The 22,625-nt window shown below is 52.4% G+C and carries 16 protein-coding genes; 8 read left to right on the top strand and 8 right to left on the bottom strand.

Annotation, left to right across the window (positions count from 1 at the left end):
* Positions 1-609 precede the first annotated feature (609 nt).
* A complete protein-coding gene (locus P8N76_28745) occupies positions 610-750 on the top strand; it encodes a hypothetical protein (protein MDG2385691.1) in 141 nt (46 codons plus the stop codon).
* A 15-nt stretch (positions 751-765) separates the two neighbouring features.
* Here P8N76_28745 and P8N76_28750 read toward each other — a convergent pair whose 3' ends face one another.
* Positions 766-2,205, bottom strand: a complete 1,440-nt coding sequence (locus P8N76_28750; GenBank protein MDG2385692.1) for an MATE family efflux transporter — start codon at positions 2,203-2,205, stop codon at positions 766-768.
* Between the two features lie 477 nt (positions 2,206-2,682).
* Positions 2,683-3,402, bottom strand: a complete 720-nt coding sequence (locus P8N76_28755; GenBank protein ID MDG2385693.1) for a hypothetical protein — start codon at positions 3,400-3,402, stop codon at positions 2,683-2,685.
* Between the two features lie 259 nt (positions 3,403-3,661).
* Here P8N76_28755 and P8N76_28760 point away from each other — a divergent pair, with 259 nt between their 5' ends.
* A complete protein-coding gene (locus tag P8N76_28760) occupies positions 3,662-4,720 on the top strand; it encodes a glycosyltransferase family 2 protein (GenBank protein MDG2385694.1) in 1,059 nt (352 codons plus the stop codon).
* A 29-nt stretch (positions 4,721-4,749) separates the two neighbouring features.
* Here P8N76_28760 and P8N76_28765 read toward each other — a convergent pair whose 3' ends face one another.
* A complete protein-coding gene (locus P8N76_28765) occupies positions 4,750-5,883 on the bottom strand; it encodes a glycosyltransferase family 4 protein (protein ID MDG2385695.1) in 1,134 nt (377 codons plus the stop codon).
* A 244-nt stretch (positions 5,884-6,127) separates the two neighbouring features.
* Here P8N76_28765 and P8N76_28770 point away from each other — a divergent pair, with 244 nt between their 5' ends.
* Positions 6,128-7,318 carry a glycosyltransferase family 4 protein gene (locus tag P8N76_28770; GenBank protein ID MDG2385696.1) on the top strand — a complete coding sequence of 397 codons (1,191 nt, stop codon included), beginning with the start codon at positions 6,128-6,130 and terminating at the stop codon, positions 7,316-7,318.
* Positions 7,319-7,573: 255 nt separating this feature from the next.
* Here the strand turns inward: P8N76_28770 and P8N76_28775 are convergent, their stop codons facing one another.
* The 4 genes from P8N76_28775 to P8N76_28790 form a co-directional block, all read right to left on the bottom strand.
* Complete coding sequence (locus tag P8N76_28775) at positions 7,574-7,906, bottom strand: hypothetical protein (protein MDG2385697.1); 333 nt, start codon at positions 7,904-7,906, stop codon at positions 7,574-7,576.
* A gap of 232 nt (positions 7,907-8,138) precedes the next feature.
* Positions 8,139-8,288 (bottom strand): hypothetical protein, encoded by a 150-nt coding sequence (locus tag P8N76_28780; GenBank protein ID MDG2385698.1) that lies wholly within the window; start codon positions 8,286-8,288, stop codon positions 8,139-8,141.
* Between the two features lie 887 nt (positions 8,289-9,175).
* Positions 9,176-10,897 carry an ASPIC/UnbV domain-containing protein gene (locus P8N76_28785; GenBank protein ID MDG2385699.1) on the bottom strand — a complete coding sequence of 574 codons (1,722 nt, stop codon included), beginning with the start codon at positions 10,895-10,897 and terminating at the stop codon, positions 9,176-9,178.
* Between the two features lie 21 nt (positions 10,898-10,918).
* Entirely contained in the window at positions 10,919-12,760 is a 1,842-nt protein-coding gene (locus P8N76_28790; protein MDG2385700.1) for a VCBS repeat-containing protein, read from the bottom strand.
* A 1,108-nt stretch (positions 12,761-13,868) separates the two neighbouring features.
* Here P8N76_28790 and P8N76_28795 point away from each other — a divergent pair.
* Genes P8N76_28795 through P8N76_28810 form a run of 4 tightly spaced genes read left to right on the top strand, consistent with a single transcriptional unit; the run spans position 13,869 to position 19,883 of the window.
* Positions 13,869-16,178: a 3-hydroxyacyl-CoA dehydrogenase NAD-binding domain-containing protein gene (locus P8N76_28795; GenBank protein MDG2385701.1), complete on the top strand. Its 2,310-nt coding sequence runs from the start codon at positions 13,869-13,871 to the stop codon at positions 16,176-16,178.
* A gap of 42 nt (positions 16,179-16,220) precedes the next feature.
* A complete protein-coding gene (locus P8N76_28800) occupies positions 16,221-17,516 on the top strand; it encodes an O-acetylhomoserine aminocarboxypropyltransferase (protein ID MDG2385702.1) in 1,296 nt (431 codons plus the stop codon).
* A gap of 43 nt (positions 17,517-17,559) precedes the next feature.
* A complete protein-coding gene (locus P8N76_28805; protein MDG2385703.1) occupies positions 17,560-18,357 on the top strand; it encodes an alpha/beta hydrolase in 798 nt (265 codons plus the stop codon).
* Positions 18,354-19,883 carry a BCCT family transporter gene (locus P8N76_28810; GenBank protein MDG2385704.1) on the top strand — a complete coding sequence of 510 codons (1,530 nt, stop codon included), beginning with the start codon at positions 18,354-18,356 and terminating at the stop codon, positions 19,881-19,883. The genes P8N76_28805 and P8N76_28810 overlap by 4 nt, the downstream gene beginning before the upstream one ends.
* Before the next feature lie 15 nt (positions 19,884-19,898).
* Here the strand turns inward: P8N76_28810 and P8N76_28815 are convergent, their stop codons facing one another.
* Positions 19,899-20,804: a homocysteine S-methyltransferase family protein gene (locus tag P8N76_28815; GenBank protein ID MDG2385705.1), complete on the bottom strand. Its 906-nt coding sequence runs from the start codon at positions 20,802-20,804 to the stop codon at positions 19,899-19,901.
* Between the two features lie 180 nt (positions 20,805-20,984).
* Here P8N76_28815 and P8N76_28820 point away from each other — a divergent pair, with 180 nt between their 5' ends.
* Complete coding sequence (locus P8N76_28820; GenBank protein MDG2385706.1) at positions 20,985-22,589, top strand: long-chain fatty acid--CoA ligase; 1,605 nt, start codon at positions 20,985-20,987, stop codon at positions 22,587-22,589.
* The last annotated feature ends 36 nt before the right edge of the window (positions 22,590-22,625 follow it).

Below are 22,625 nucleotides of genomic sequence, written 5' to 3' on the forward strand. Positions count from 1 at the left end.
TCCAGCCACCCGGATCAAGCACTGGCGCTTCAAAGCTGGCGTTGTTGATGTTAATCGTCTCGGCCGACGCGTATCCCGTACACGCAAGAACCGCGACAAGGGCGATAAGTTTCTTCATTGTTTCACCTCGGTGCATGCTCAATAAGCAAAAAAAAAAGGCACCCAATCTCACATTGAGCCAGAACCCTCGTCTTGGGGTTTAAGCACAACGTCGAGACCAGATGCCTTCGTTAGCGTTCTCCAAAAAATTGGTCAAAAGGTTGCCTGCCGATTAGTCGGAAAGCAGCCCATAGCTCCGCATTGTAAAGCTAACTTCTAAGCAATCAAGTAATTTCTGTGAGAAAGGCAGGTGGAGTGGGGTGAATAGGGGTGTTTCGAGGTCGAAGCATCCATTGGTTTTTGTTCGCAAAAGCGTTTTTTTCAGCGAAAAATTGGCTCCGATCGGATGCCTGGATCGGCCAGCTTGCTTGGATTTGTCCGTTTCAACCGCGGAAATTGTCTTTCCCTTGGCGCTAACTTTCGCTATCGTTCCTCGCAATTCACACATTCACTTTTTGCACTTGTCTGTCTTGTTGAAAACTTAACTGCTCGTTTTCAAGGAAGAATGCGATGTCCCAAGAACTATCGAACGGTCGCAAGGATTCTCAAAAGCTCACACCCGAAGAAGCTCGGCTGGTCATGAAAGCGATTGAAGAGGTCGAACGCGAAGAAGCAGCTGATCAGGAAAGTCAACACGACGGCCCATCTTAAGCAGGTTTGGCCTTTTCAAACTTGCACTCGTGTCCATCGTCCACTTTTATAATAGGCTGTGGACACGATTGCGCGAAACGTGATCTCGCTACAGATAGCGACCCAAATGCCGGCCACCCCTTGGTCATATACGACACCGACGATGTAGGCAGCGGGTAGGCGGATGAAGATGGTTGAACCGGCGACAATCAGCGTTGCCATTCTCGTATCTCCAGCTCCTCGCAACGATTGATCGAAGACCATTGCCGTTCCCAGGAATACCTGTGCAGGCCCGCAAATGCGCAAAAGTTGGGGAGCCATCTTAAGTAATTCTGGTTCGCTAGTGATCAAACGCACTAACTGATAGGGGACCAGCATAAAAATCAGTCCCATACTACCCATCGTGATGGCCGCGATCAGCAGGCAGTAAGAGGTTGCTTGTTTGGCTCGCTGCACGTCTCCCAGTCCCAGGTACTGGCCGGTGAGTGTTGCGGCTGCAACTGCCAGCGCCCAACCGGGTAAATAGCTGATCGCTTCGATGCGAATCACGATCACGTGAGCACCTAGAGCTCCTGGTTCACTCGTTCTTCCGATGTAACCCACGATCGACGCGATCAAGAAATTACCGGTCCACATCGTCAAAGAGTCGAGGAATTGTGGAGTGCTAATGCGTAAAATCCGCCGCATGGTTTTCGGCTCTGGCCGCAATCGGCCCCAACCAAGTCGAAGCGGGGAGTTGCCACTGCGAAGTGCACGTACAGCCAGAATCGAACCCACACACCAGGCAATTACCGTCCCGGCGGCAATACCGTGCACCCCGTATCCACCCAGGGGTGCGGAAGCGAATACAAACAGCAAGCTACAAGCGACATTGATCAGGTTGACAACGGCAAGGATTCGGAACGGAGTTTTGGTATCGCCGGAGGCGCGGAGACAAGCATTCGAAACGAACAGAACGCCGCTGGCTGGGGCTGCGATCGCTAGGACTCGTAAGTAGGTGGCTGCCATCTGAATACTGTCATCGGACAGGTTCATGGAGGCCGAGATTAAATCGGCAGTCAGTAGTAGAAATGCGGTCAGGAAAAGACCGACTACCAAACCGAATACGATCGCTTGTCCCAACGCTTTGTTTGCCAAACGCCGCTGGCGTGCGCCAATCGCACGCGAGACCAATGCGGCCGCACCGATACCGACCGCTCCATACATGAGCACCATCAGCCAGCCGATATAGGCCGCAACCGCAATTGATTCAGTGGCCTGGACGCTTAGCCGTCCAGCAATCGCGGTATCAACGAAGCCAACCAGAAATCCGAGTAACTGTTCCATGAGCGGCCAAATGGCCAGGACCAAGACCTGGCGCCAGACAGACAGCCCCGCAAGTCGTCCTGGTAGTTCAGGCGTCTTGGAGCTGGAAGAATTTTTCGGTTCGCTGGTATCTGGTTCGCTGGTATCTGATTCGCTGGTATCTGGTGCCATCTCGTTAATTTTCTTGGTCGAACACGTGGGCAGGGGGCTCACTATAGCGTAGCAGTTACCAATCGACGAATCCTCTGACGGCGAGATTCGAGATCGATGATGCCCACGGTTGATGCCCGCGGTTGATGCCCGCGGTTCGTTCGATTGATTGGTCGATACCTATCAGATACCGCGGAAGGCACGCCCGCTGCATTGTCGTGGGGTAAGCGGAGCTTGACAATTGTGAGTCACCGAGGTGATCGACGCTCGCAGTCATTCCGTTTCCACCCGGTCAGTTGTCCAAACGACCTGCGTTGCGAATCGTGACTAGAAAGCCCGCATCGCGTGGTGATCGGGCGCGGAGCGTGCGAAAGGGGAGGCTGCAATACGGGTTGCTGACTGATGCCGTTTGACCTGGTAGAACGTTTTGGAATCGGAAGTTTTCGTCTCACGCATCGACTGTTTGATCGAAATAGAAGAGCCGTAAAGGATCATTGTTTAGGCTGCCTTTGATCGGCGACCTCCTGAGGTAAAGCGGAGCTTTCGTTGGATATAACTTCGAAAGCGAAAGGCTCGGTTGCTAATCGCTTGGCAGCCAATGAAAGCTTCGTGCCCGCTTCGATGTGGGTCACGATAATCGAACTTCCAGTCGGCGAAGGTGCCTTCCCATTTCTCAGGTTTACAGCTGGCGACAGATAATGTGTAGACGGAGGAGGCTCGATGGCGATTGAAGTCTTGATAAATCAGCTCGAATCCCTGACGTTCAAAGAGTTTCTGGATGGCAAGTGGCGTTAATCGCCAATAATCACCGTAATTCGAGTGATACTGTTGCAGGAATGGCAGGATGATCACAACTGTATCCCGCGACATGCTGCACAGATTACTAAACGCTTGCTGAATATTGAATACATGTTCGAGTGTCGTGTGATTGAACACGGTGTCAAAGCGGCTTTCCAATTCCTCGGGGAGAGTGGCTTCTAGATCGAGATAGATCTCACCCTCTTGGCCTTGGAAACCGCGTTTGTCAGCGTCGAAATTTGTGATGGTATAGCTGGATGCATTTTCGAAGTAGTCACGGTATTCGCGACCTTGTTTGTCCTTGTCTTTCCACGCGCTTACGTTCACGATGTCTCCCTCGAAAAGGTGTGCGATTTGATCGAGGGTCTGATTGGACCAAATGCGTGGAATTCGATGGATACGGTCAGTGAATGGATTCATGACTTTCCAGTAAGAAAAGGAAGGGGACAGTGTCAGCTAGCACTTTGGGTGCCATGCTAATTCATATTGTTGCCCCATGTCCTATTGATTAGCTTTTGCGAAGTTCGAATATCTGCGAAGGCATCGAGCCTGTCTTCAAACAGAATTTAAATTGATAAGTCAAACGCTAAGCTAGGTCAACGTCAGTCGCTCTGCCTGCCATCAGGATGCTTGTTGACTCTGACACAATAAACTCGGATCGACTCAAAGGAATTGTGGTATGTCATTCAGCTTGCGGAAGGAAGTCGTAAGGGCCTATACACGATACATTCGCCCGTCTGTGCAGAAAATTAAGATTTCTTGCGACGTTGAAGTCGTGCGATTGTGTTCCAACTGTCGCTTGAACGAAACCGATCTGGTGGTTTGTTGTTTGGTGCGCGATGCGGCCTATCAAGTTGATTCCTTCATCGATTATTATCAGCGGCTTGGAGCCCGCCATATCGTCATTATGGACAACGGTTCCGTTGATGACACGATGGAGCGGGCTCTGAGTTGGGATGGCGTGACAGTCTTGCGGACAGGACTGCCCTATCCGGTGTACAAGTACGGATTCAAGCAGTATTTCTTGGATCGATTCGGACTGCAATGTTGGTGTTTGATTGCAGATGTTGACGAGCGATTTGATTATCCCGCGTCATCACGGATTTTGATGTCGCAGTTTCTTGCTTATCTCAACCTGCACGGCTACACCGCTGTGATGAGCCAGATGCTAGATTTGTTTCCTGCGGGGCCTATTGCTTCTTGGTCCGAGAATGGGCACCTGCTGGAACAAGAAAGTCGCTTTTACGATTTGTCGAGGTTGCGATTGCACTCGCCGATCCGCGGCGCCGGTAATCGATTTGCGAATTCGGGAATTCTGCGATTCTCTGGCGGGGTCCGTGAGGATAAGTTTCAAATGGCGACAGCTCCGGCGTTGACAAAGATGCCACTCTTATTTCGTTCGAAAGGGGCGATCCAGTCGCCCCTCTCCGCTCATGAATGTCGATTTGCTCGCGTTGCCGACATCAGTTGCGTCTTGCGTCACTACAAATTCCATCGTGATTTTGTCGAGCAATGTAAAATGGCTGTCGAAAGACAGAACTATCACAACGGCTCCAAAGAATATGCGTGTTATCTCAAAGCGATGCGGAAAAATTCTCTGCTGACCTTAAAGGGTGAAACTTCTCGCGAATTCCAAGGGGTTGACGCTCTGGTTGATGAGGGGTTTCTTGTGGTATCGGCTGAATATGAAGCGTTTGTGGAATCGCACTGCGGGCGTTGGCGCCAAGCCGCGGCTTAGTCGAACCGTGTCGCCATCTTATGGGGAGGTTAGGCGCTTTGGCGGGACGATTCACTCGTCAGCGATCGAACCCATGCGACAAAGTCAATTGCCCAGCTCTCTTCGCAGAATGGTCGAATGGCTTCTTGTCCTTGCTGGACCATTCTGTATTTTTCTTCGGAGGACAAATTGCATCCGATCCGGATCTGTTCTGCGAGTGAATTCGGTGAATCCGCCTGATAAAGCAGGCCGTTGCAACCGTGAGTCAAGAGTTCTGAGACGCAAGGCAGATCGGGGGCGATGACCGGTCGTTGCCATGACAGATAGTCGAGCAACTTGAACGGCATTCGCAGCTGTTCTTTTGCAGCAAGTGTTGCCACCAGCACGTGGCTCTGATTGGCCAGCTGGGGTAGCCGCCCCATGGGAACAAATGGTGTGAATGTCGTGCGATCTGCTATACCCAATTTAATCGCGTCCTGGATGAGTTGTTGGCGGTATTCGTCTTCTGGTGCGCCGCCTATGATTTCCAGGTGGAAGTTGGTGGGAAGGAGCGTGTGTGCTTTCAGTAATAATTCCAGGTTTTTCCACGGCAAGATGCTGCCGGCGTACATCGCGCGTTGGATGTTGTTCGAGCCAACTGGGGGGATTGTGGCTGCGTTGATCTTTGTATTGATCTTGTGGTGGGAGACTCGCTGGGCCTTTGACTTGATGAAGGGATAGCGATGAACCATTTCCTTCTGAAGTGACTCGGAAGTGAAGATCAAAGCGTCCGCAGCCAGCAATTCGGAGCCGTCGTCAAAATCTGCATCGTGGCATTCCAGCAGCAAGAAAAAGGAGGTTGGCTTGCTACGTCGTAGTTGCTGAAAGAAGCGAGCGCACTTGCGCTGTGAGACGTAAACCACGCGGGTGCGAGATTTGCCCTGATTTAACCATCTCTTGGCAAGCTGTTTTCGCCATATGCTGGAAAGTCCCTTGTGGTGAATGGGAGGCGCATGAAGCTGAAATTTGGGGAAATTCTTTAAATTGATCCCGTACAGCTCCTGCAGGGAAAATGCAGAGTGACCATTGGCGGCGATCATTTGCACGGGCACATGATGGCTGAGTAGGGCACAAGAGCGAACGCCGTAAAGCGAGTGGGCTGTTGTGCTGGGAACTCGCACGTTGCGATAGCAAAGGATCTCCATCAGCTGACTACCAATCGATGCAGAGTTTAAGCGCCGTTTTGCTCAGAATGAGCGAGAATCTTATCAGTTGTCTGAAGGAACTGTAACGCCAGAATATCCATGTTGAAGCAAAAGTCGGCGAGCGATAAGATCAGTGCAAAGAGGGCGCAGTCCAAGTTCTTTGCTAGCGTCTTCTGAGGCTCCGAATCTTCCTGTTGACCGCATTTTCCAAGAGGGGCCCCGGTCCATCTGTGTCTGGTGAACTTTGCGTATTGCATTTGCTATCGAGCGTCTTGATCCATCACGAGGTGGTCGTGAGCGGTCGACGCTGGAAATCGCGCGGACGCTTCAACGCCAAGGCAATGAGATCACCATTCTTTGTCAGGATAATGCGGTAAAAGACTCCTCGATGAAAGTCGAGCGTTTGGGCCCGGTCTCTGGTTCGCGGGTACAACGGCTGCGAGGCTTCATTGTGGATGTGCAAAAGTTGATTCGAGCGAAGAAGTTCGAAATTGTGCATGCGATGTTACCTGTTCCGCAGGCAGACGTCTATCAGATCCGTAGCGGGACGCTTCCAGAATTACGCGCTGCGGCACTGCGGCGTCGCGGTTTATTGAGTCGCGGAGGAGCCTTGCTCGCTTGGCACCTTAATTCATACCGTAACTACTTGATGGGGCTAGAGCAGCAGGTGATGCGAGATCGATCAGTCTTGTGCTTGCCCGTGAGTCAAGCGGTTGCCGTCGAGGTGGCTCGTTACTATGACCGGATCAAAGGTGTCAATGTCGTCTACAATGGCGTGGCTTGCGTCCGCCCCTCGGATTGGCAGGCAACTCGACAAAATCGCCGTCGTCGGCTTGGGTTAAACGATGACGATTTGATGATGTTATTGCCGGCCAATGATTTTCGTCGCAAGGGAGTGCGGGAAACGTTAGTGGCTTTCGCGAGGTGGCTGAAAGTCCAGCGGGGGCGATCGTCCGCGAAACTGGTTGTGATTGGACGAGAATCGACGTCTGAATATCAGCGATTGGCTACCAGGCTGGGATGTGCCGACGCAACGGTTTTCGCTGAGTTCGACGAAGATATTGCCGGCTGGTTTTGCGCTGCGGATGCCTGTTTGTTGTTGTCCTGGTATGACCCGTGTAGTCGAGTGATTCTCGAATCTATTCGCTTCGGGGTTCCGTCGGTTACCACCTTGATGAATGGCGCCAGTGAAATTCTGCGGGACGGGGCCGGAATTGTCGTCTCATCGCCCGACAGTTCAGCTGAGGTTCTGTCTGCTTTTAATCACCTGTCGGACACAAAAACGAGAGCCGAAATGAGCGAGTCCTGTTTGAGGATTCAAGGGCGATTGAGTATTGAGTCTCACGTTGCGCAGCTGCGAAGGATCTACGATCGGATCGTTCGAGATCGAGAGTCGTCAGGCAAGGGGCTCGGAGGCACGCGGCACGCGGCCTAGTTTCGATGGGGCGGACCCGTCTAGACTTTTGGGTGAGACTTTTTAAGGCGGATAGACGCGAGCTGTTTTTTGCCCAATGACAGACGAGACGTCAGCCTGTTTGAAGTCATTGGCGTTGGCGACCATCCGGCGGGCTCTGTTCGTTCGTGGACCGAAGACCGCCATTTTGCGTCGAGGTTGCTGCCTTCCTGCAGTGAGTGCAGCAACCTGAGGCTCGTGGGCTGACGTGAAATCAATGCTTCCGGACACGAACGGCTAGTTGGAATGGCTATCGAGCACGTTGCGAATGCGATTCCACGGTTCATGCTCACGGGCCCAAGCTAAAGCCCAGGCGTCCGGCGACGCGAGTTCTCGAAGCATGTTCTCGAGCTCGTCGATTCTGCGCTGCAGCCGATCGACAACATCATCGTCGGAAGGGCCTTTGCAATCCGCCTCAGATAACTCCGAAAGAAGCGATTCGAGCTGGGAAATCCGTTCGATCTGCTTTTCCAGTGCGTCGTTATCGGTTCTCGTGGTATCCCTCGCGACAGGTACCGCTGTTTTATTTTGCGAGGAAATCATCCCAGCTTGGGTGTCGGATATCGGCATTGGTATGCCTCCCTTCTCAAAGACGAGATATTCTGAATCACGACTACCTTGTCGTTTTCACAGACCGGCTCTGATAATCAGAAACCGGCGAAACCACCACCTGATGGGGGGAACGCCTCATGCGTCTATCAAACAACGCGTCAAATGAGTGAGTGCCCCGCCAAATATAGCTTGCTACTCTGGAGAAGGCCTATTCACGATTCCTGATTCTCGCAATTCTTCCGAAGGCTCGTCAATAGAGATTTGGCGGTGGTGCGGGTTGGTTCAATTGTAATAAGTCGGGCTTTTGGGCCACGTCAAAACCATGTCGAGGAGCGGTACTTGGGTCGGCGGGAGTGGGTTCGTTCCGTTTGCGATTCGGAGTCACCAGTGGCGGGGGCATCGGTGCTGCCTTCGGCGCGGTGACTTCTGAGGGCGGCGTAGGGAGGGCGATAGGGATTCTTGCGGACTTTGGGGGAGTTCGTTCGGTATTGACCTTGCAGAAAGATAGCTGGCCATGAGAGATACTCTCGCAGCAGGTTGGACGACACGCCCGGTAGCAACCTAGGCGATATCCGCATCCGTATTGCCCCACTAGCAAGATGCCGAAAATCAGCAGGAGATTGAAACGTTGCATGAGTTCGCCCTTTCGTACTCGGAAACTCAGGGAGGTGCGATCTGTGTGTTGACTACAACCGATCTGTTTCGTGAGATGGTGTTGAATGTTTCGATTGGCAGTTTGAGTTTCATTGATGCATCACATGGGAGACTATCGACAGTGACAAAAAGGTTCATCGGCGCAACTGTTGCGAGCTTGTCAACAAAATCATCTGAACATGCATAACCAGACACGCTCGCGCCGGTAGAATAAAAACGAATCGGACGAGTGTCGATTGTGCTAAAACCGATTTGAGTCGTTCATTAGGGAGGATCAAACTCTTCGATATTCGTGGGGAAAAACGAATGACTGTCTTTAGCTCCAAAATCCTTTCGATCCTTATAATCGGATCCTCTCCGAGGCTGCCGAATTCGCGGTCTCCTGATAGAACCTGATTTGCGCTGGATTTCAGCTTTGCGTGGGAATTCTATTGGAGCCGACCGAATCCAATAAATGAGAGTGGCGCGCAACGATTGGCTTGAGGATTAGGTGAAAGAATAGCCCGCAGGGCATCGGCCAGAAACTTTTCATTTGGGTTGGAAGGTGACGTTTTCGACTGCTCGGTGTTGTACAGGATGCCAGTCGGCCCCGATTCCTTCCGGTCGATCGCTTTATCTAAAACCACATCGCTGTTAGAGGCTGCGATAGGGTTCTCCGCGACCATAGAGAGTGAGACGACTTCGTAGTCGTCCTGATAACGGAAGATTGCCCGACCGTTCTGCGATCTCGATTGCTCGCTTGCTGACTCCGATGGCTTGAGAAAAGTCACCCGCTTCGGCCAGGCTGGCTGCGAGGGTATCGAGTAAACCCGGGTTGTTGTTTTGCGTGAGTTTGGCAGCATGAGTTGCCATTTTGACTGCCATTTGACCGTTGCGAATATCATCGCGGGGATTTGTTGCCAGCTGCCATGCGAAATTATTTAACGCAATAAGATCGTTGGGGTTTACTTGTAAGGCTTGCCGATACTGATCGAGACCATCCTTGAGCTTACCGTCTTCAATTAATTGATCGCCTAGCCAGACGAGTATTTTTGAAAAATCACTATGCGTCTTGAGTGTTTCAAGGTGAGTTTGCGTAAAGGCCAAGACGTCCTCGGTAAACCCTCGCGTCAGAAGGTCTCGCGGTAAATCGAGCGAGGCTCGATTTGATGGGGAGCGGTTCCATTTGCCTGTGAATCTTGCCGCATAGGCTTTCCAATCGCTGGGGGAATCAGCGAGGTGTTGGACATCAGCGAGTATCTGCTGACTGTCAACCGGGCCGTGGTAAATCGCAGCCAGTTGGCCAGCTTGGTTGAAAAGGAGGCTGGTCGGTACGGGAATGTCGGCCTTTACGTTGAAATTGAGGTCGCGTATCAATCCGACACGGGTAAATAGTTCATCGGTGGCCAGCCCGGCGTCGAAGGGGAATTTAAGTTCCTGCAGGATTTTTTGGCTTGCAGGCCGCTTACCTGAGCGCGGCGCGGCGCCGTCCGTTGCCAGGACAAGAATATTGATTTTGGCCGCCCGGATTGCTTCAGCGTTTTGTGTCAACTCTTCCAGTTCAGCGAGGCAGGGGAGGCAGGTGGTTGACCAGAGGTTCACCAGCAACGGGCCCTGTACGGCGGGATCAATGATGCGTGTCTTTCCGTCGAACTGTCGGTAGGGTAGCCGAGTTGCTGGAATGGGATTGGAAAGTAAGATTCTGGCGCGGGGAGTCTCACTCGGGACGGGTTGATCTGTGGCTTGAATCTTCAGCTGTCGCTCTTGGCGGTGATCGGCGATCGCGGATGACTCTCCTTGTATCAGATGGTATCGCTGATCAGGCTGGAGTTTCGTAAACATCTGCGTTTCACCGCCGGGCCATCGTACTTCGACGTCAATTGGCGTCTCGTTGTCGCCAAGGCCAAAATGAAGCCACTTGCTTGACTGCGAGAGGAAGCCTTCACCTGCTCGCAAAGTTTTGAGGAGCGGTTTTTCGCCGAGTTGTATCCGAACGGTCGCACCGATGGCGTCGCGGTTGCATTTCACCCCTTTGAGCCGGAGGCTGATAAAATGATGTTGCGTGGGGGTTTGGTTGCTGAGGAACCGAACTCGAGGAGCCGTCCGATTGCTGGTCCAAATATCAAGATCCCCATCGCCGTCCCAATCGCACACCGCCATACCTCGTGCGTCATCGGTGAAATCAAAACCGATGATCGATGCGATATTGGCGAAACGCTTGCCTTGGGTGTTCAGGAATGCGCAGTTGGCTTCTCGACCGCTCAGACTTCCACCTTGGCTCATCAGCTCATTTAGGCTTTTGAGGTTGCGACGATAGACTGATTCCGGATTGATTGCTGCTGAGAATTGTTCCTCGGAAACGGGCGAACGCGACACGACCTGTCGCCACAGCAGGCTTCACATGTCGTCGGTCGACTCGCCGGTAATAAAGCCGTTGGTGACTAATAGGTCTTCCCAGCTGTCGTTGTTGATATCCACAAATTGAGACGCCCAGCTCCATCGTCCCATGGTGACGCCCGCTTCGACGCTCACATCTTCAAAGCGGTTGTTACCGAGGTTTCGGAATAGCGAATTCCCTCGGGCCAAATGTTGGAATTTGGCCCGAGTTTCTTCGTCGTATTGTGACTTGAAACGGGGCTGGAAGGTGACTCGATTACCAGCTGCTGAAAACATGTTGGATACGTAGAGGTCGGCTTGGCCATCATGATCATAGTCGCCAAAACTAGCTGACATTCCGAAGGCACCATCGAGGAGCCCGACCTGCTTGGCAATCTCTTTGAATTGGCCCTCATCGTTCCGGTAAAGGTGATTTGGGCCAAAGTCGTTGACGACCAATAAATCGGAATCGCCGTCATTGTCGATGTCTTCCCAAGCAGATGCGAAGCTGAATCGGCGATTGTCCTGGTCGAGTCCGGTCGCTTCAGTGACGTCGGAGAATCGCCAGTTACCATCATTGCGAATCAAATGGTTGCTGCCGCCGTTTGTCGCGTCGAAGTAAGGGAGGGGGAGAGGTAAATTCGAGATCGATTCCTTCGGTCCGTAATAAACGCAAACGTACAAGTCGGTCAAACCGTCCAGATCGTAGTCCGCAGCTGCCATCGAGAAACCCTGGGTGACGCTCGAAATCTTTGCTCGCTCCTGAAATCGACCCTTTCCGTCATTTTCCAAGAAAATAATTCCGCTTGCCAAGGCAACGACAAGGTCTTGGTCGGAGTCGTTGTCGAGGTCAATGAACAAAGCACTCCGAGTGTTGTCGAGATAGTCGAGAGATGCCGCCTGAGCCTCGTCACGGACGGTACCGTCTTCCTGCTGGACGAGCAGGTGGTTGGGGATCGCGCCTGTCTGACAAATGTAAATGTCGTCGAGTCCGTCACCGTTAATATCACCAATTGCAAGGCCGTGATGGCCGAAATTGTAGACGCCGTGATTGTCTTCAATACGTGGGTGCCAATGAGCGATGTTGCGGAGTAAGGCTTCTTGGTAGATCGGCCAGTCCTGCACTAATGATGAGGTGCAGTCGACAAGCATCGGTTGGCCGATCGACGAGTTCGCCGAAACATGTTCGACATCAATCAGCCGTATCGATTCGATTTTCAGCTTCTTGCCTTTTTCTGTGGCCGTCCAATCAATCTCCCAAGTTGCGTTGTATTCGTGACGCCCTTCGGAGTTCTGACCACTCAAATGGAAATACTGTTGCGTCGATGGCGCGGCAGCTTGAAGATCCACTCGGAACAGTTTGAATTTGAAATGGACGTTGTCCAATTTCGCGGCCAAATTACGTAAGTTACTGATGCCTGTCGGAAGGGATTGACTGTTGGGTAATGCTTCTGATGTTTGACCACGCCTTACTTCAAATACATCATCGCGAAATACGACGGGTAAATCGGTGGGTAACAGAGAAGAACAACGTGCCTCAGAGGTCGCGATTGATTCTAAATCCTGCTCAGTGGACTTGCCGAGGATTATCTCCCCAAGTTCGTTTAACTGTTGCATGCCCCGTCGACTGATGTCCTCAGAGTCCCAGCCATCCAAGGATGGATCATCAGCGGTCAGTCGAAACGAACGAAGCATGGGGAGCGGCATGTTCGCCAAGAGGTCGTCTGTTTGTCTCCGCGTCTGAGAGCGATCGACCATGGCACCATTCGGTGACTGCTGGGAATTGCAGCCGATTCCGATTGCTGCGAATAACAGCACGAATTCGGCCAGTGCCAGGCGAACTGAATCCAAGCGGAGTATCATTTTATTCTTGTTGTTTTTTTCGTCTGATATTTCGAGGTGATTTGTGAGCCGGTGAGTCGTTTGTGACCGTCTGGCTCGGCTGTTCGCATTGTAGTGGAATACGTTCGGAGTCCGTCCGGGTTCATTTTGGCTCCATGGTTCCTCAAATCGACTTAAAAGTGGGCAGTTTTAGAGATTCTCATCGCTCGACGTCGACCTTCTTGAATTATTTTAACCCGTAAATAGGCTTTGAGTTCGAGGGTCGCGGACTTGTATTCCACCTGCTGCTACACGTCGATCGACCGTTTTAATGGAATTGTTTCTCGTAAACTGTCTTGTCGACGAGAAATTCGTGCAAATTGTATTGCCTTGTACCGTTCTGAGGAAAACGGACATTCTTGGAGGCCCAGCTTGGAAAAGGATCGTTGGAAATAAAAGGCTGCTGCGGTTGATTCGAGGTGAGTTCTGTTGTTCGTTTGGTCCCATGCTTGGCATGCTTTGGGAGGAATCCACACGCTTTGTTTCCGCAATCGTATCTCGCTGGCCTTGGGCCGAGGCCGCATGGAACGTCTGAGTCCACAGGGTTCTCTGTCCGGAATCGCAGACGATTCGAAATGCGTTCATTTCGATGGCTGGGCATCGCATTCCGGTGCTGGTTTTTAGTCTCTGTGGTGGAGTGGGTGACGACAGAGTGACCGGATCTGCAGTTGTGGGGTGGGCTGGTTTGGGGAGTTGGCGTTGCCTCACTCTCTCCGTCCCAACAAGTCAATGCTGCGAATTGATCCAAATCATGTTCGCCGTATGGTTGAGGCGATTCACGGCCTTTATTTTTGCCTCGCTGACGAAACCGATGCGGATTGGAGAATGACGTGCCCAGAGATTCATTAAGATCGCTGGCCATCGTTAATTTTCATCCGCTTCCATCAAGCTGTCATCTTCCGTGTTTCTTGTCGGAATGGAGGGGCGTTTCACGTTTCGTTTGGCGATAGGGTTGCCGACTGCTCAATCAGGACTCGTGGTGTTGCACTGAGAGATGCGTTATGATCCACGCCCGCAGGTCTCAACGGCTTTTGTTGAGGCGGGAGTTTGGATTTCCCCCTCCTTGTTTCAATGAAGATATCAGGCTTTTATGAAACCGATTCAACGCGTGGCGGTGATTGGTGCTGGGACGATGGGGTCTGGCATTGCTAGTCACCTGGCCAACGCCGGAATTTCCGTTCTCTTGTTGGATGTTGTTCCGTCGGGTTCGACTGATCGTAATCAGATTACCGAGCAATCACTGGAACGCATTCGCAAGTCGCGACCTCCTGCCTTGATGACGCCCGAAGTAATCGAGCAAATCGAAATTGGAAATTTGGAAGACGATTTGCATCGCATCTCTGAAGTGGACTGGATTGCAGAGGCGATTGTCGAACGGCTTGATGCCAAGCATCAGTTATACGTTGAGATTGAGGAGCATCGGCGTCCGGGCACGATCGTTTCCTCGAATACGTCAACCATTCCGCTGCGTGACTTGACGCAGGAAATGCCACCTGAATTGCAGCGGGACTTCTGTATTACGCATTTTTTCAATCCCGTTCGTTACATGCGGTTGCTGGAAATTGTCGCTGGACCAGCGACGGATCCTGAGGTGATAAAACGACTGACTGCTTGTTGTGATTTGCAGTTAGGCAAGGGGGTCGTGCACTGCAAGGATACGCCCGGATTCCTTGGCAATCGTGTGGGTTTGTTTGCGATTCAATGTGCGATCGCCACCGCAGTTCGGATGGAGCTGGCTCCGGAAGTCGCCGATGCCGTGATGGGGCGCCCGATGGGCATGCCAAAAACGGGTGTCTTTCGACTTTATGATTTGATCGGACTTGATTTGATGCTCGACGTGTTGGAAAGCTTGCGGAACACGCTTGCGGCTGATGACGCGTTTCATCCATGGATCGACTGCCCGGCGGTTGAATCTTTGGTTGAGCAGGGGCACACGGGCGATAAACGGGGAGCCGGTTTTTATCGAACGCGACAGACGACCGATGGTCGAAAAGCGGAAGTATTTGACCTGCAGCGGCAGGAATATCGTCCGCTCATCCGACCCCAACTGCCAGCCATGGCAGCTGGGGGAGCAGGCGGCCTGCGAGCGTTGGTCGAGCGCGACGATCCTGCCGGTCAATTCGCTTGGGAAGTTCTGTCGCGGACCTTGGTCTATGCCGCATCGTTGGTACCGGATGTGGCTGACGAGTTGGTTTCGATTGATGAAGCGATGAAGCTGGGCTTCAGTTGGACTCACGGACCGTTTGGGATGATTGATTTGCTCGGGACCCAATGGTTTTGCGAACGAATCGAGCAGGATGGTCTCGTCGTGCCGCCATTGCTACAAGTGGCTGCCGGTCAACCGATGTATCGCGCCAATCGTGGTCGACTGCAACAAATGACGATCGATGGTAGTTACCGAGACGTGGAGCGACCTGCTGGTGTAATAAGACTGGGCGATGTGGCCAAGACGACCGAGGCGATTATTACAAATGATGCGGCGACACTTTGGGATCTCGGTGATGGCGTTGCTTGCTTCGAATTTCACACGAAAGCAAACTCGCTTGATTCCCGTACGATGTCGTTGCTGGACCAGGCTTTGTCGATTGTCGAAACTCGTTTTCGTGGATTGGTGGTTTACAACGAAGGCCCTCATTTTTCTGTCGGGGTAAATCTGCAGTGCGTGCTGGATTGGGCTGAGCAACGAGCATGGTCAGAAATCGAAGCGATGCTCAGCGATTTTCAGCAGACTTGCAAACGAATGAAATATTCATCCTTTCCCGTCGTTGGAGCGCCCGCGGGAATGTCGATCGGCGGCGGTTTTGAAGTGTTGCTGCACTGCGACGTTTTGCAGGCCCATGCCAATACAGTCGTTGGCTTGGTGGAAACAAAAGTGGGTTTGATTCCGGCTGGAGGAGGATGCAAGGAGCTGCTGCTCCGTTGGTCGGAGGTTGAGGGCGATGAAGGGATTCCGCCTCAGCAGAGAGTATTTGACTTAATTGCTGCCGGGGTGACAGCTTCTTCGCCTCTCGAAGCGATGCCTCTGAAAATGTTTCGTGCTCTTGATCAGTTCACTATGAATCGAGATCGTGTTTTGGCGGCTGCGAAGACCCGTGTGATTTCAATGATTGACGGTTATCAACCACCGGTCCAAAAGCGGCTTGTGCCCACCCACATCGGCCCGCTGATCCAGCGGTGTGAGGAATTGCGCGATGCAAAACAGATTAGCCCGCACGATTTGACTGTTGGACACGCCCTCGCCAAGATACTCTGCGATTCAGCAGTAGACAAAGAATCGTATTTAACTGAGGACGAACTATTTGAACGCGAACGGGAGGCTTTTTTGGGACTTGTGCAAACGCCTCAGACGATCGCGAGAATTCGACACATGTTAGCGACCGGACGTCCGCTCAAGAATTGAGGCCCAAATTGTTGTTACGTTTACGTTGATAGGGAGCCACAGATGTCGAAGTCAAAGACGTATCAATTTGATACGCTCACCTTGCATGCCGGGCAGCAGCCAGATCCCACGACCGGAGCACGCGCGACACCGATTTATCAGACATCCTCTTACGTCTTTCGGGATACAGATCATGCGGCTTCCATCTTCAACATTGAACGTACCGGACACGTTTATTCTCGAATTACGAATCCAACGAATGCCGTCTTAGAAGAACGTATTTCTGCTCTGGATGGAGGCGTGGGAGCGGTCGCCACCGCCAGTGGGCAAGCCGCGCTGCACTTGGCCCTGGTTACCCTGATGGGAATGGGTTCGCATATCGTATCTTCACGATCGATTTACGGCGGCACTCACAATTTGTTGTCCCATACGTTGCCTCGTTTCGGGATTGAAACAACGTTCGTGGACCCGCGCGATCTTGATGCAATTCGAGCTGCGATTCGGCCGGAAACCCGGCTCGTGTTCGGTGAAACGTTAGGTAACCCGGGCTTGGAGGTACTCGATATTCCTCGAGTTTCCGAGCTGGCGCACGAAGCGGGCGTGCCGTTGTTAGTGGATTCCACGTTTACCACACCCTATCTGTCTCGGCCTTTGGAGCTGGGAGCTGATATTGTCGTTCACTCGGCGACGAAATTTCTGAGTGGGCACGGTGTTGTGATAGGGGGGTTGTTAGTGGATGGTGGTAAATTTGATTGGGAGCAATCAGGAAAGTTTCCCGCGATGACAGAGCCATATTCGGGGTTCCATGACTTGGTATTCACCGAAGAGTTTGGCCCGGCTGCCTACATTACGCGGGCTCGCAATGAAGGTGGGCGAGATTTTGGGGCTTGTATGAGTGCCCATACGGCTTTCTTGGTGTTGCAAGGGCTGGAAACGCTTCCATTGCGAATGCAGCGGCATGTGAGTAACGCTCGCAAAGTTGTCGAGTTTCTCGGGCAACAGGATGTGGTTGAATGGGTCAATTACCCGGAGTTACCCTCGCACCCGGACTATGATCTGGCGAAACAGCTGCTGCCGAAGGGGGCAGGGGCGGTCTTTAGCTTTGGAGTCAAAGGAGGAAGGGCGGCCGGGCAACGCTTCATTGAAAGACTCGAACTCGTTTCGCATCTGGCAAATATCGGTGATGCAAAGTCTCTGGTGATTCATCCCGCCAGCACGACGCACCATCGAATGGATGCCGAAGCTCTCAAGGCTGCGGGAATTACGGAAGGACTCATCCGAATTTCCATCGGATTGGAAGATCCAAATGACTTGCTCGTTGATCTCGAACGCGGGCTACGTGCCTCGCAACGGACGTAACGATTCGGGTTGAGGTTGAGGCAGACTGTTTAAGGGGATTCGCTTGAAACTAATCATTGATGAACAGCAGGTGTTTTGTTCCACGGCCGGGCAAAAAATTGATCCCCGTCGTGAATCGGTTGTGTTCGTGCATGGTGCGGGGCAAGATCATTCCATTTGGGTGTTGGCAGGTCGTTATTTTGCGCGCCACAATCGTAATGTGTTATCAGTCGATCTGCCTGGTCACGGTCGTTCCCAAGGCGATCCACTCCCGTCAATTTCAGAAATGGTCGATTGGCTGCGGTCAGTGATGAAGGCAGCAGGGATTTCACAGGCTTCGATTGTAGGGCACAGCATGGGATCGCTGGTTGCTTTGGCGATGGCGTCACAGTTTCCGAATGAAGTCAAGTCTGTCGCCATGGTGGCCACGGCAGTGCCGATGCGGGTCAGCGATTCTTTACTCGCGATGGCGGAGGCAAATGACGATGAGGCAGTCCAGCTGTTGACCCTTTGGGGGCATAGCGCCAGAGCGCATTTGGGTGGATCGCCAACGCCCGGATTGTGGATGTTGAATTCCAGTACAGAGCTGATGAGGCGGTCCAATCCAGATGTGCTTTTTACTGATCTTTCAGCTTGTCAAAACTATTCGACGGGACTTTCGGATGCTGGCAAGGTTGACTGCCCTGTACTCCTGGTTCTGGGGGAGCGAGATGCGATGACGCCGGTGCGTGCCACCAAGGAATTGTGCGACGCGCTCCGTCGACCTTTCAAAACCGTGATTCCCGCTGCTGGTCATTCGCTCCTGAACGAATGTCCGGATCAAGTTCTTGATGCTTTGATTCCGATCGTGGAAGGGGGTTGAATTTGCAAAATTCGCCTAAAGTCGAATGGACCGTATTTACCGCGGCGCTCGGCATCTTAATCCTTGTCTGTGCGCCATTGTTTGCCTTTCCTACTGAGAGCGAACAGATGATTACCCAAATCTACAAAGGTATTACGAATAGCTTTGGCGTGGTCTATCTGTGGGGAGGGGCGGCGGTGCTGATTTTCTGCCTCTGGCTCGCCTTCAGCCGCTTCGGAAATGTGACTCTTGGGGATCCTCAAGAGCCGCCTCAATTCTCAAACTATAGCTGGATTTCGATGCTGTTTTGTGCTGGTGTGGCGACCGGTATTTTGTATTGGGGTTCGATTGAATGGACCTTTTACTATCTTGCGCCGCCATTTGGGATTGAGCCGAAGTCGGTCGAGGCGATCGAATGGGCTGCGACCTACGGTATCTTTCACTGGGGGCCGACCGGTTGGGCCTTCTATTGTTTGCCTGCGCTGGCGATCGGGCACGCGTACTACTGTCGGAAAATTCCCCGCATACGTGTCAGTTCGGCGTGTCATGCAGTCTTGGGACGGCAAACCGACGGGGCGTTGGGAAAGCTGTTTGATCTTTGTTTCATGATCGGCCTGCTAGGGGCTGCTGGCACCTCGCTTGGTTTTGGTACGCCGATGATTGCCGCGGGGGTCAGCCATATCTTTGGAATCGAACAATCTCGTACTCTGATTATCCTTATTTCCGCCCTTTGCGCACTGATTTTTGCGACCAGTGTTTATCTGGGACTTGAGAAAGGAATCCGTCGGCTCAGCAATATCAACATGGGGATGACGTTAGTCCTGCTGGCGTTCATCGGGATAGTTGGTCCAACAGCTTTTATTCTCAAGATGGGGACCAATAGTCTTGGTCTCCTCTTGCAGAATTTTATTCGCATGCACAGTTGGACCGATCCCTTGACGGATTCAATGTTCGTTGAACAGTGGACGGTGTTTTACTGGGCTTGGTGGATTGCGGTGGGGCCGTTCATGGGCATCTTTATTGCCCAGATCTCCCGTGGGCGCACATTTCGTCAAGTTGTACTCGGAACGTTGACGTGCGGTAGCTTGGGTTGTGCGATTTACTACATCGTGCTGGGAAATTATGCGCTTTACTTGGAAACAAAAACTGATTTGTCGATCGTGGCAGTTCAAGCCAGCCAGGGAACCGAAGCCGCGATTATTGCCGTTATTGCCAGCTTACCGGTTTCCCAAGTGATCGTGCCTTTTTTCTGTCTAATCAGTCTGGTATTTCTGGCGACGACCTACGATTCGGCGTCGTACGCGTTGGCTGCCAGCGCATCCCGCTCCTTGGTCGGAGATCTCGCTCCCGCTCGTTGGCATCGCTTGTTCTGGGCGCTCACGTTGGCGATTTTGCCGACCGCATTGTTGGTGGGAGAGCCCGGCCGGGGGAGTTTGCGGGCCTTGCAGTTTGCGTCGTTAATTGTGTCTGTGCCGCTGTTCGCGATCTTTATCGTGATGGGAGTTTCATTAGTTCGCGCGTTGCGACAAGATGAAGAACGCAATTAGCACGTTTCGTTACGCTCACCGAGCTGCGTTCAATTCTGGCATGGCCTGCCGCAAAGCTTGAATGTGGTCCGGTCCCGTGCCACAGCATCCGCCCAATAAGCGAACACCGTCAGCGACCCAGGCGTTGGCACGGCCTGCCAGTTCAGCAGGTGGAATGATGTCAACAAAGTTCCAGTCTGGTCGCGTGAAATAGCCCGATTCCGGATAGACGCCGATCGGTCCCTCCCATCGCTCTCGCACCATCTTTATCGCGGGGGTGATGGTATCAACATCACTGTGCATGATATTCACGACATCAGGGCCCAAGGGGATCAGACAATCGAGCACCTCGTCTAAAGGCAAATTGGTGTCTCCGAAGCTGACCAGTCGTCCATCGTTTAATTTGCAACTGATACCCAGCCAGATCGGTAAATCTGATTTCAATGCTGCCTGCATCGCCAGTTTTGCGTGATGGGTGTCATCCATCATTTCCAGAGCGATCAAGTCGGCGCCTGCTTCGGTTTGTGCGTGAATGGCTTCTTCGTAACAGGCAAGTTCTTCTGCCGGGGAGAGATATTGATCCCGTTTAAAACTGGGAGGCATCGCGGAAAGGGAACCCGCTACGGCAATCGGACGATCAGCGGCCTGTCTGGCAGCAATTGCCAGCTTGATGGCCTTTTGATTGACCTCTTGTACCCGCTCTCCATACCCAGCCGGCTCAAGCATTTGGCGGGTGGAACCGAACGTGTTGGCGATGACTACTTCTGCGCCTGCTGCGATATACGCCAGGTGGGTGTCGCGAACCGCCTCTGGGTGGCTGAGCACTGCTGCGCCGCTCCAGGCGATCTCGTTCATGGGGACCCCGCGACGCTGAAGTTCGGTTCCCGTACCGCCATCGATCAGAATGATCTCATTCGTTGCTAATTGTCGTTGCCAATGCACTGGCAGACTTCCAGTTATGGGGTGATTGGATTCAGCCACGCTGCGTCGAATGTTCCGCTTGTGAACTTAGGGTGGTTTTTTATTCTGCCCCGAGTTCGACGTTTTTGCTTGGAGGCGCAACGGATTATCAAATATGATAACACGTTTTCACGAACGTGTCTTTTGCGGTCGAGGCCTACGATGGATGGTTTAATGATGGAGGTTCCGCTCACGCTCGATATGATTTTACGTCGCGCGGAAACAATTCACGCGGACCGCCAAGTGGTTACTCGTTTGGCCGACAAATCATGGCATCGGTATACCTATGGCGAGATGGCCGAGCGCGCCAAGCGATTGTCGCTGGCATTGAACGCTTTAGGGATCAAGTCGGGCGATCGAGTGGCGACTTTGTGTTGGAACCACTATCGACATCTGGAGGCTTATTTTGGTGTCCCGATTGGCGGTGCTGTTCTGCACACTCTGAACTTGCGATTGCATCCTGATGAGCTGGCCTACATCGTCAATCAAGCTCAAGATAAGGTTTTGATTGTGGATGAATCCCTGTTGGGAACTCTGGCCAGATTTCGCGAGCAAATCCAACCCGAACAAATCATTGTGATTCGGGAGTCGGATGGCGACTTGCCAAGTGAACTGTTTGATTATGAGTTGCTGTTAGCCGATGTCGATCCGGCTGCTTACCAGCAAGTCGCGTTGGACGAAAGCTCCGCTGCAGCCATGTGTTACACGTCAGGAACGGTCGGTCAACCGAAGGGCGTTGTCTATTCGCACCGAGCTGTCACGTTGCACACGCTGGGTGCAGCGTTAACGAGCGGCTTGGAGGTATGGGAACAGGATTGTATTTTGCCGGTGGTGCCCATGTTTCATGTGAATGCATGGGGCTTGCCTTATGTTGCCGCGATGATGGGGGCGAAGCTGGTGCTTGTTGGTCAGCATGTTGACGCGCCTTGTCTGCTGGAGGCATTTGAGCAAGAACAGGTAACGATTACCGCGGGCGTACCAACGATTTGGATCGGCTTGCTGCAAGAACTTGATGCAAACCCGCAGAAGTATAATTTAAGTGCTTTACGGAAATTGGTGGTGGGCGGAGCGTCTCTGGCGAAAAGCCTGATTCAGGCTTTTGAAGAGAGGCATCAACTGCGGCTCGTACAAGCTTGGGGAATGACCGAAACAACACCGATTGGAACGGTTTCGCTGTTGCGAGAGGGACAAGATCAAGCCGGGCAAGATCAGCAGTACGAATGGCGTGCTCGACAAGGTACACCGGTAGCCTTTGTTGAAGTGCGTGCGCGAGGTGATGCTGGTTTGGTCCCTTGGGACGGAAGCACGATGGGGGAACTTGAGGTCCGTGGCCCCTGGATCGCACGAGCTTATTATCAACGTGCGGATACGGCAGATCGATTTACCGATGACGGATGGTTTCGTACCGGAGATATTGTCTCGATCGATACCAACGGTTGCGTCAAAATTGAAGATCGACTCAAGGACCTGATCAAATCAGGTGGGGAATGGATTAGTTCGCAAGATCTCGAAAATACCTTACTTGCACATCCGAGTGTTCTGGAGGCAGCAGTCGTCGCGATTCCGGACGAGAAATGGAGTGAACGGCCGTTGGCCGTTGTCGTGCTCCATGCAGATCAGCAGGTGACTGCTGATCAACTTCGTGATCACCTGCGCGATAAGGTCGCCAAATGGTGGTTGCCGGAAAGATTTGAATTTGTCGAGTCACTTCCCAAAACATCCGTTGGGAAAATCAAGAAATCTGTTTTGCGAGAAATCTACAGCTGACTGGATTGATGAAATTAACTTCACCCACTTGGCTGC

It is taken from the genome of Pirellulaceae bacterium (assembly GCA_029243025.1).
Classification (GTDB): domain Bacteria; phylum Planctomycetota; class Planctomycetia; order Pirellulales; family Pirellulaceae.

Bases quoted from the DNA above. Each gene is read 5' to 3' on its own strand.
- P8N76_28745 (MDG2385691.1), top strand. From the start codon at position 610: ATGTCCCAAGAACTATCGAACGGTCGCAAGGATTCTCAAAAGCTCACA.
- P8N76_28750 (MDG2385692.1), bottom strand. From the start codon at position 2,205: ATGGCACCAGATACCAGCGAATCAGATACCAGCGAACCAGATACCAGC.
- P8N76_28755 (MDG2385693.1), bottom strand. From the start codon at position 3,402: ATGAATCCATTCACTGACCGTATCCATCGAATTCCACGCATTTGGTCC.
- P8N76_28760 (MDG2385694.1), top strand. From the start codon at position 3,662: ATGTCATTCAGCTTGCGGAAGGAAGTCGTAAGGGCCTATACACGATAC.
- P8N76_28765 (MDG2385695.1), bottom strand. From the start codon at position 5,883: ATGGAGATCCTTTGCTATCGCAACGTGCGAGTTCCCAGCACAACAGCC.
- P8N76_28775 (MDG2385697.1), bottom strand. From the start codon at position 7,906: ATGCCGATATCCGACACCCAAGCTGGGATGATTTCCTCGCAAAATAAA.
- P8N76_28780 (MDG2385698.1), bottom strand. From the start codon at position 8,288: ATGCCCCCGCCACTGGTGACTCCGAATCGCAAACGGAACGAACCCACT.
- P8N76_28790 (MDG2385700.1), bottom strand. From the start codon at position 12,760: ATGATACTCCGCTTGGATTCAGTTCGCCTGGCACTGGCCGAATTCGTG.
- P8N76_28795 (MDG2385701.1), top strand. From the start codon at position 13,869: ATGAAACCGATTCAACGCGTGGCGGTGATTGGTGCTGGGACGATGGGG.
- P8N76_28800 (MDG2385702.1), top strand. From the start codon at position 16,221: ATGTCGAAGTCAAAGACGTATCAATTTGATACGCTCACCTTGCATGCC.
- P8N76_28820 (MDG2385706.1), top strand. From the start codon at position 20,985: ATGGATGGTTTAATGATGGAGGTTCCGCTCACGCTCGATATGATTTTA.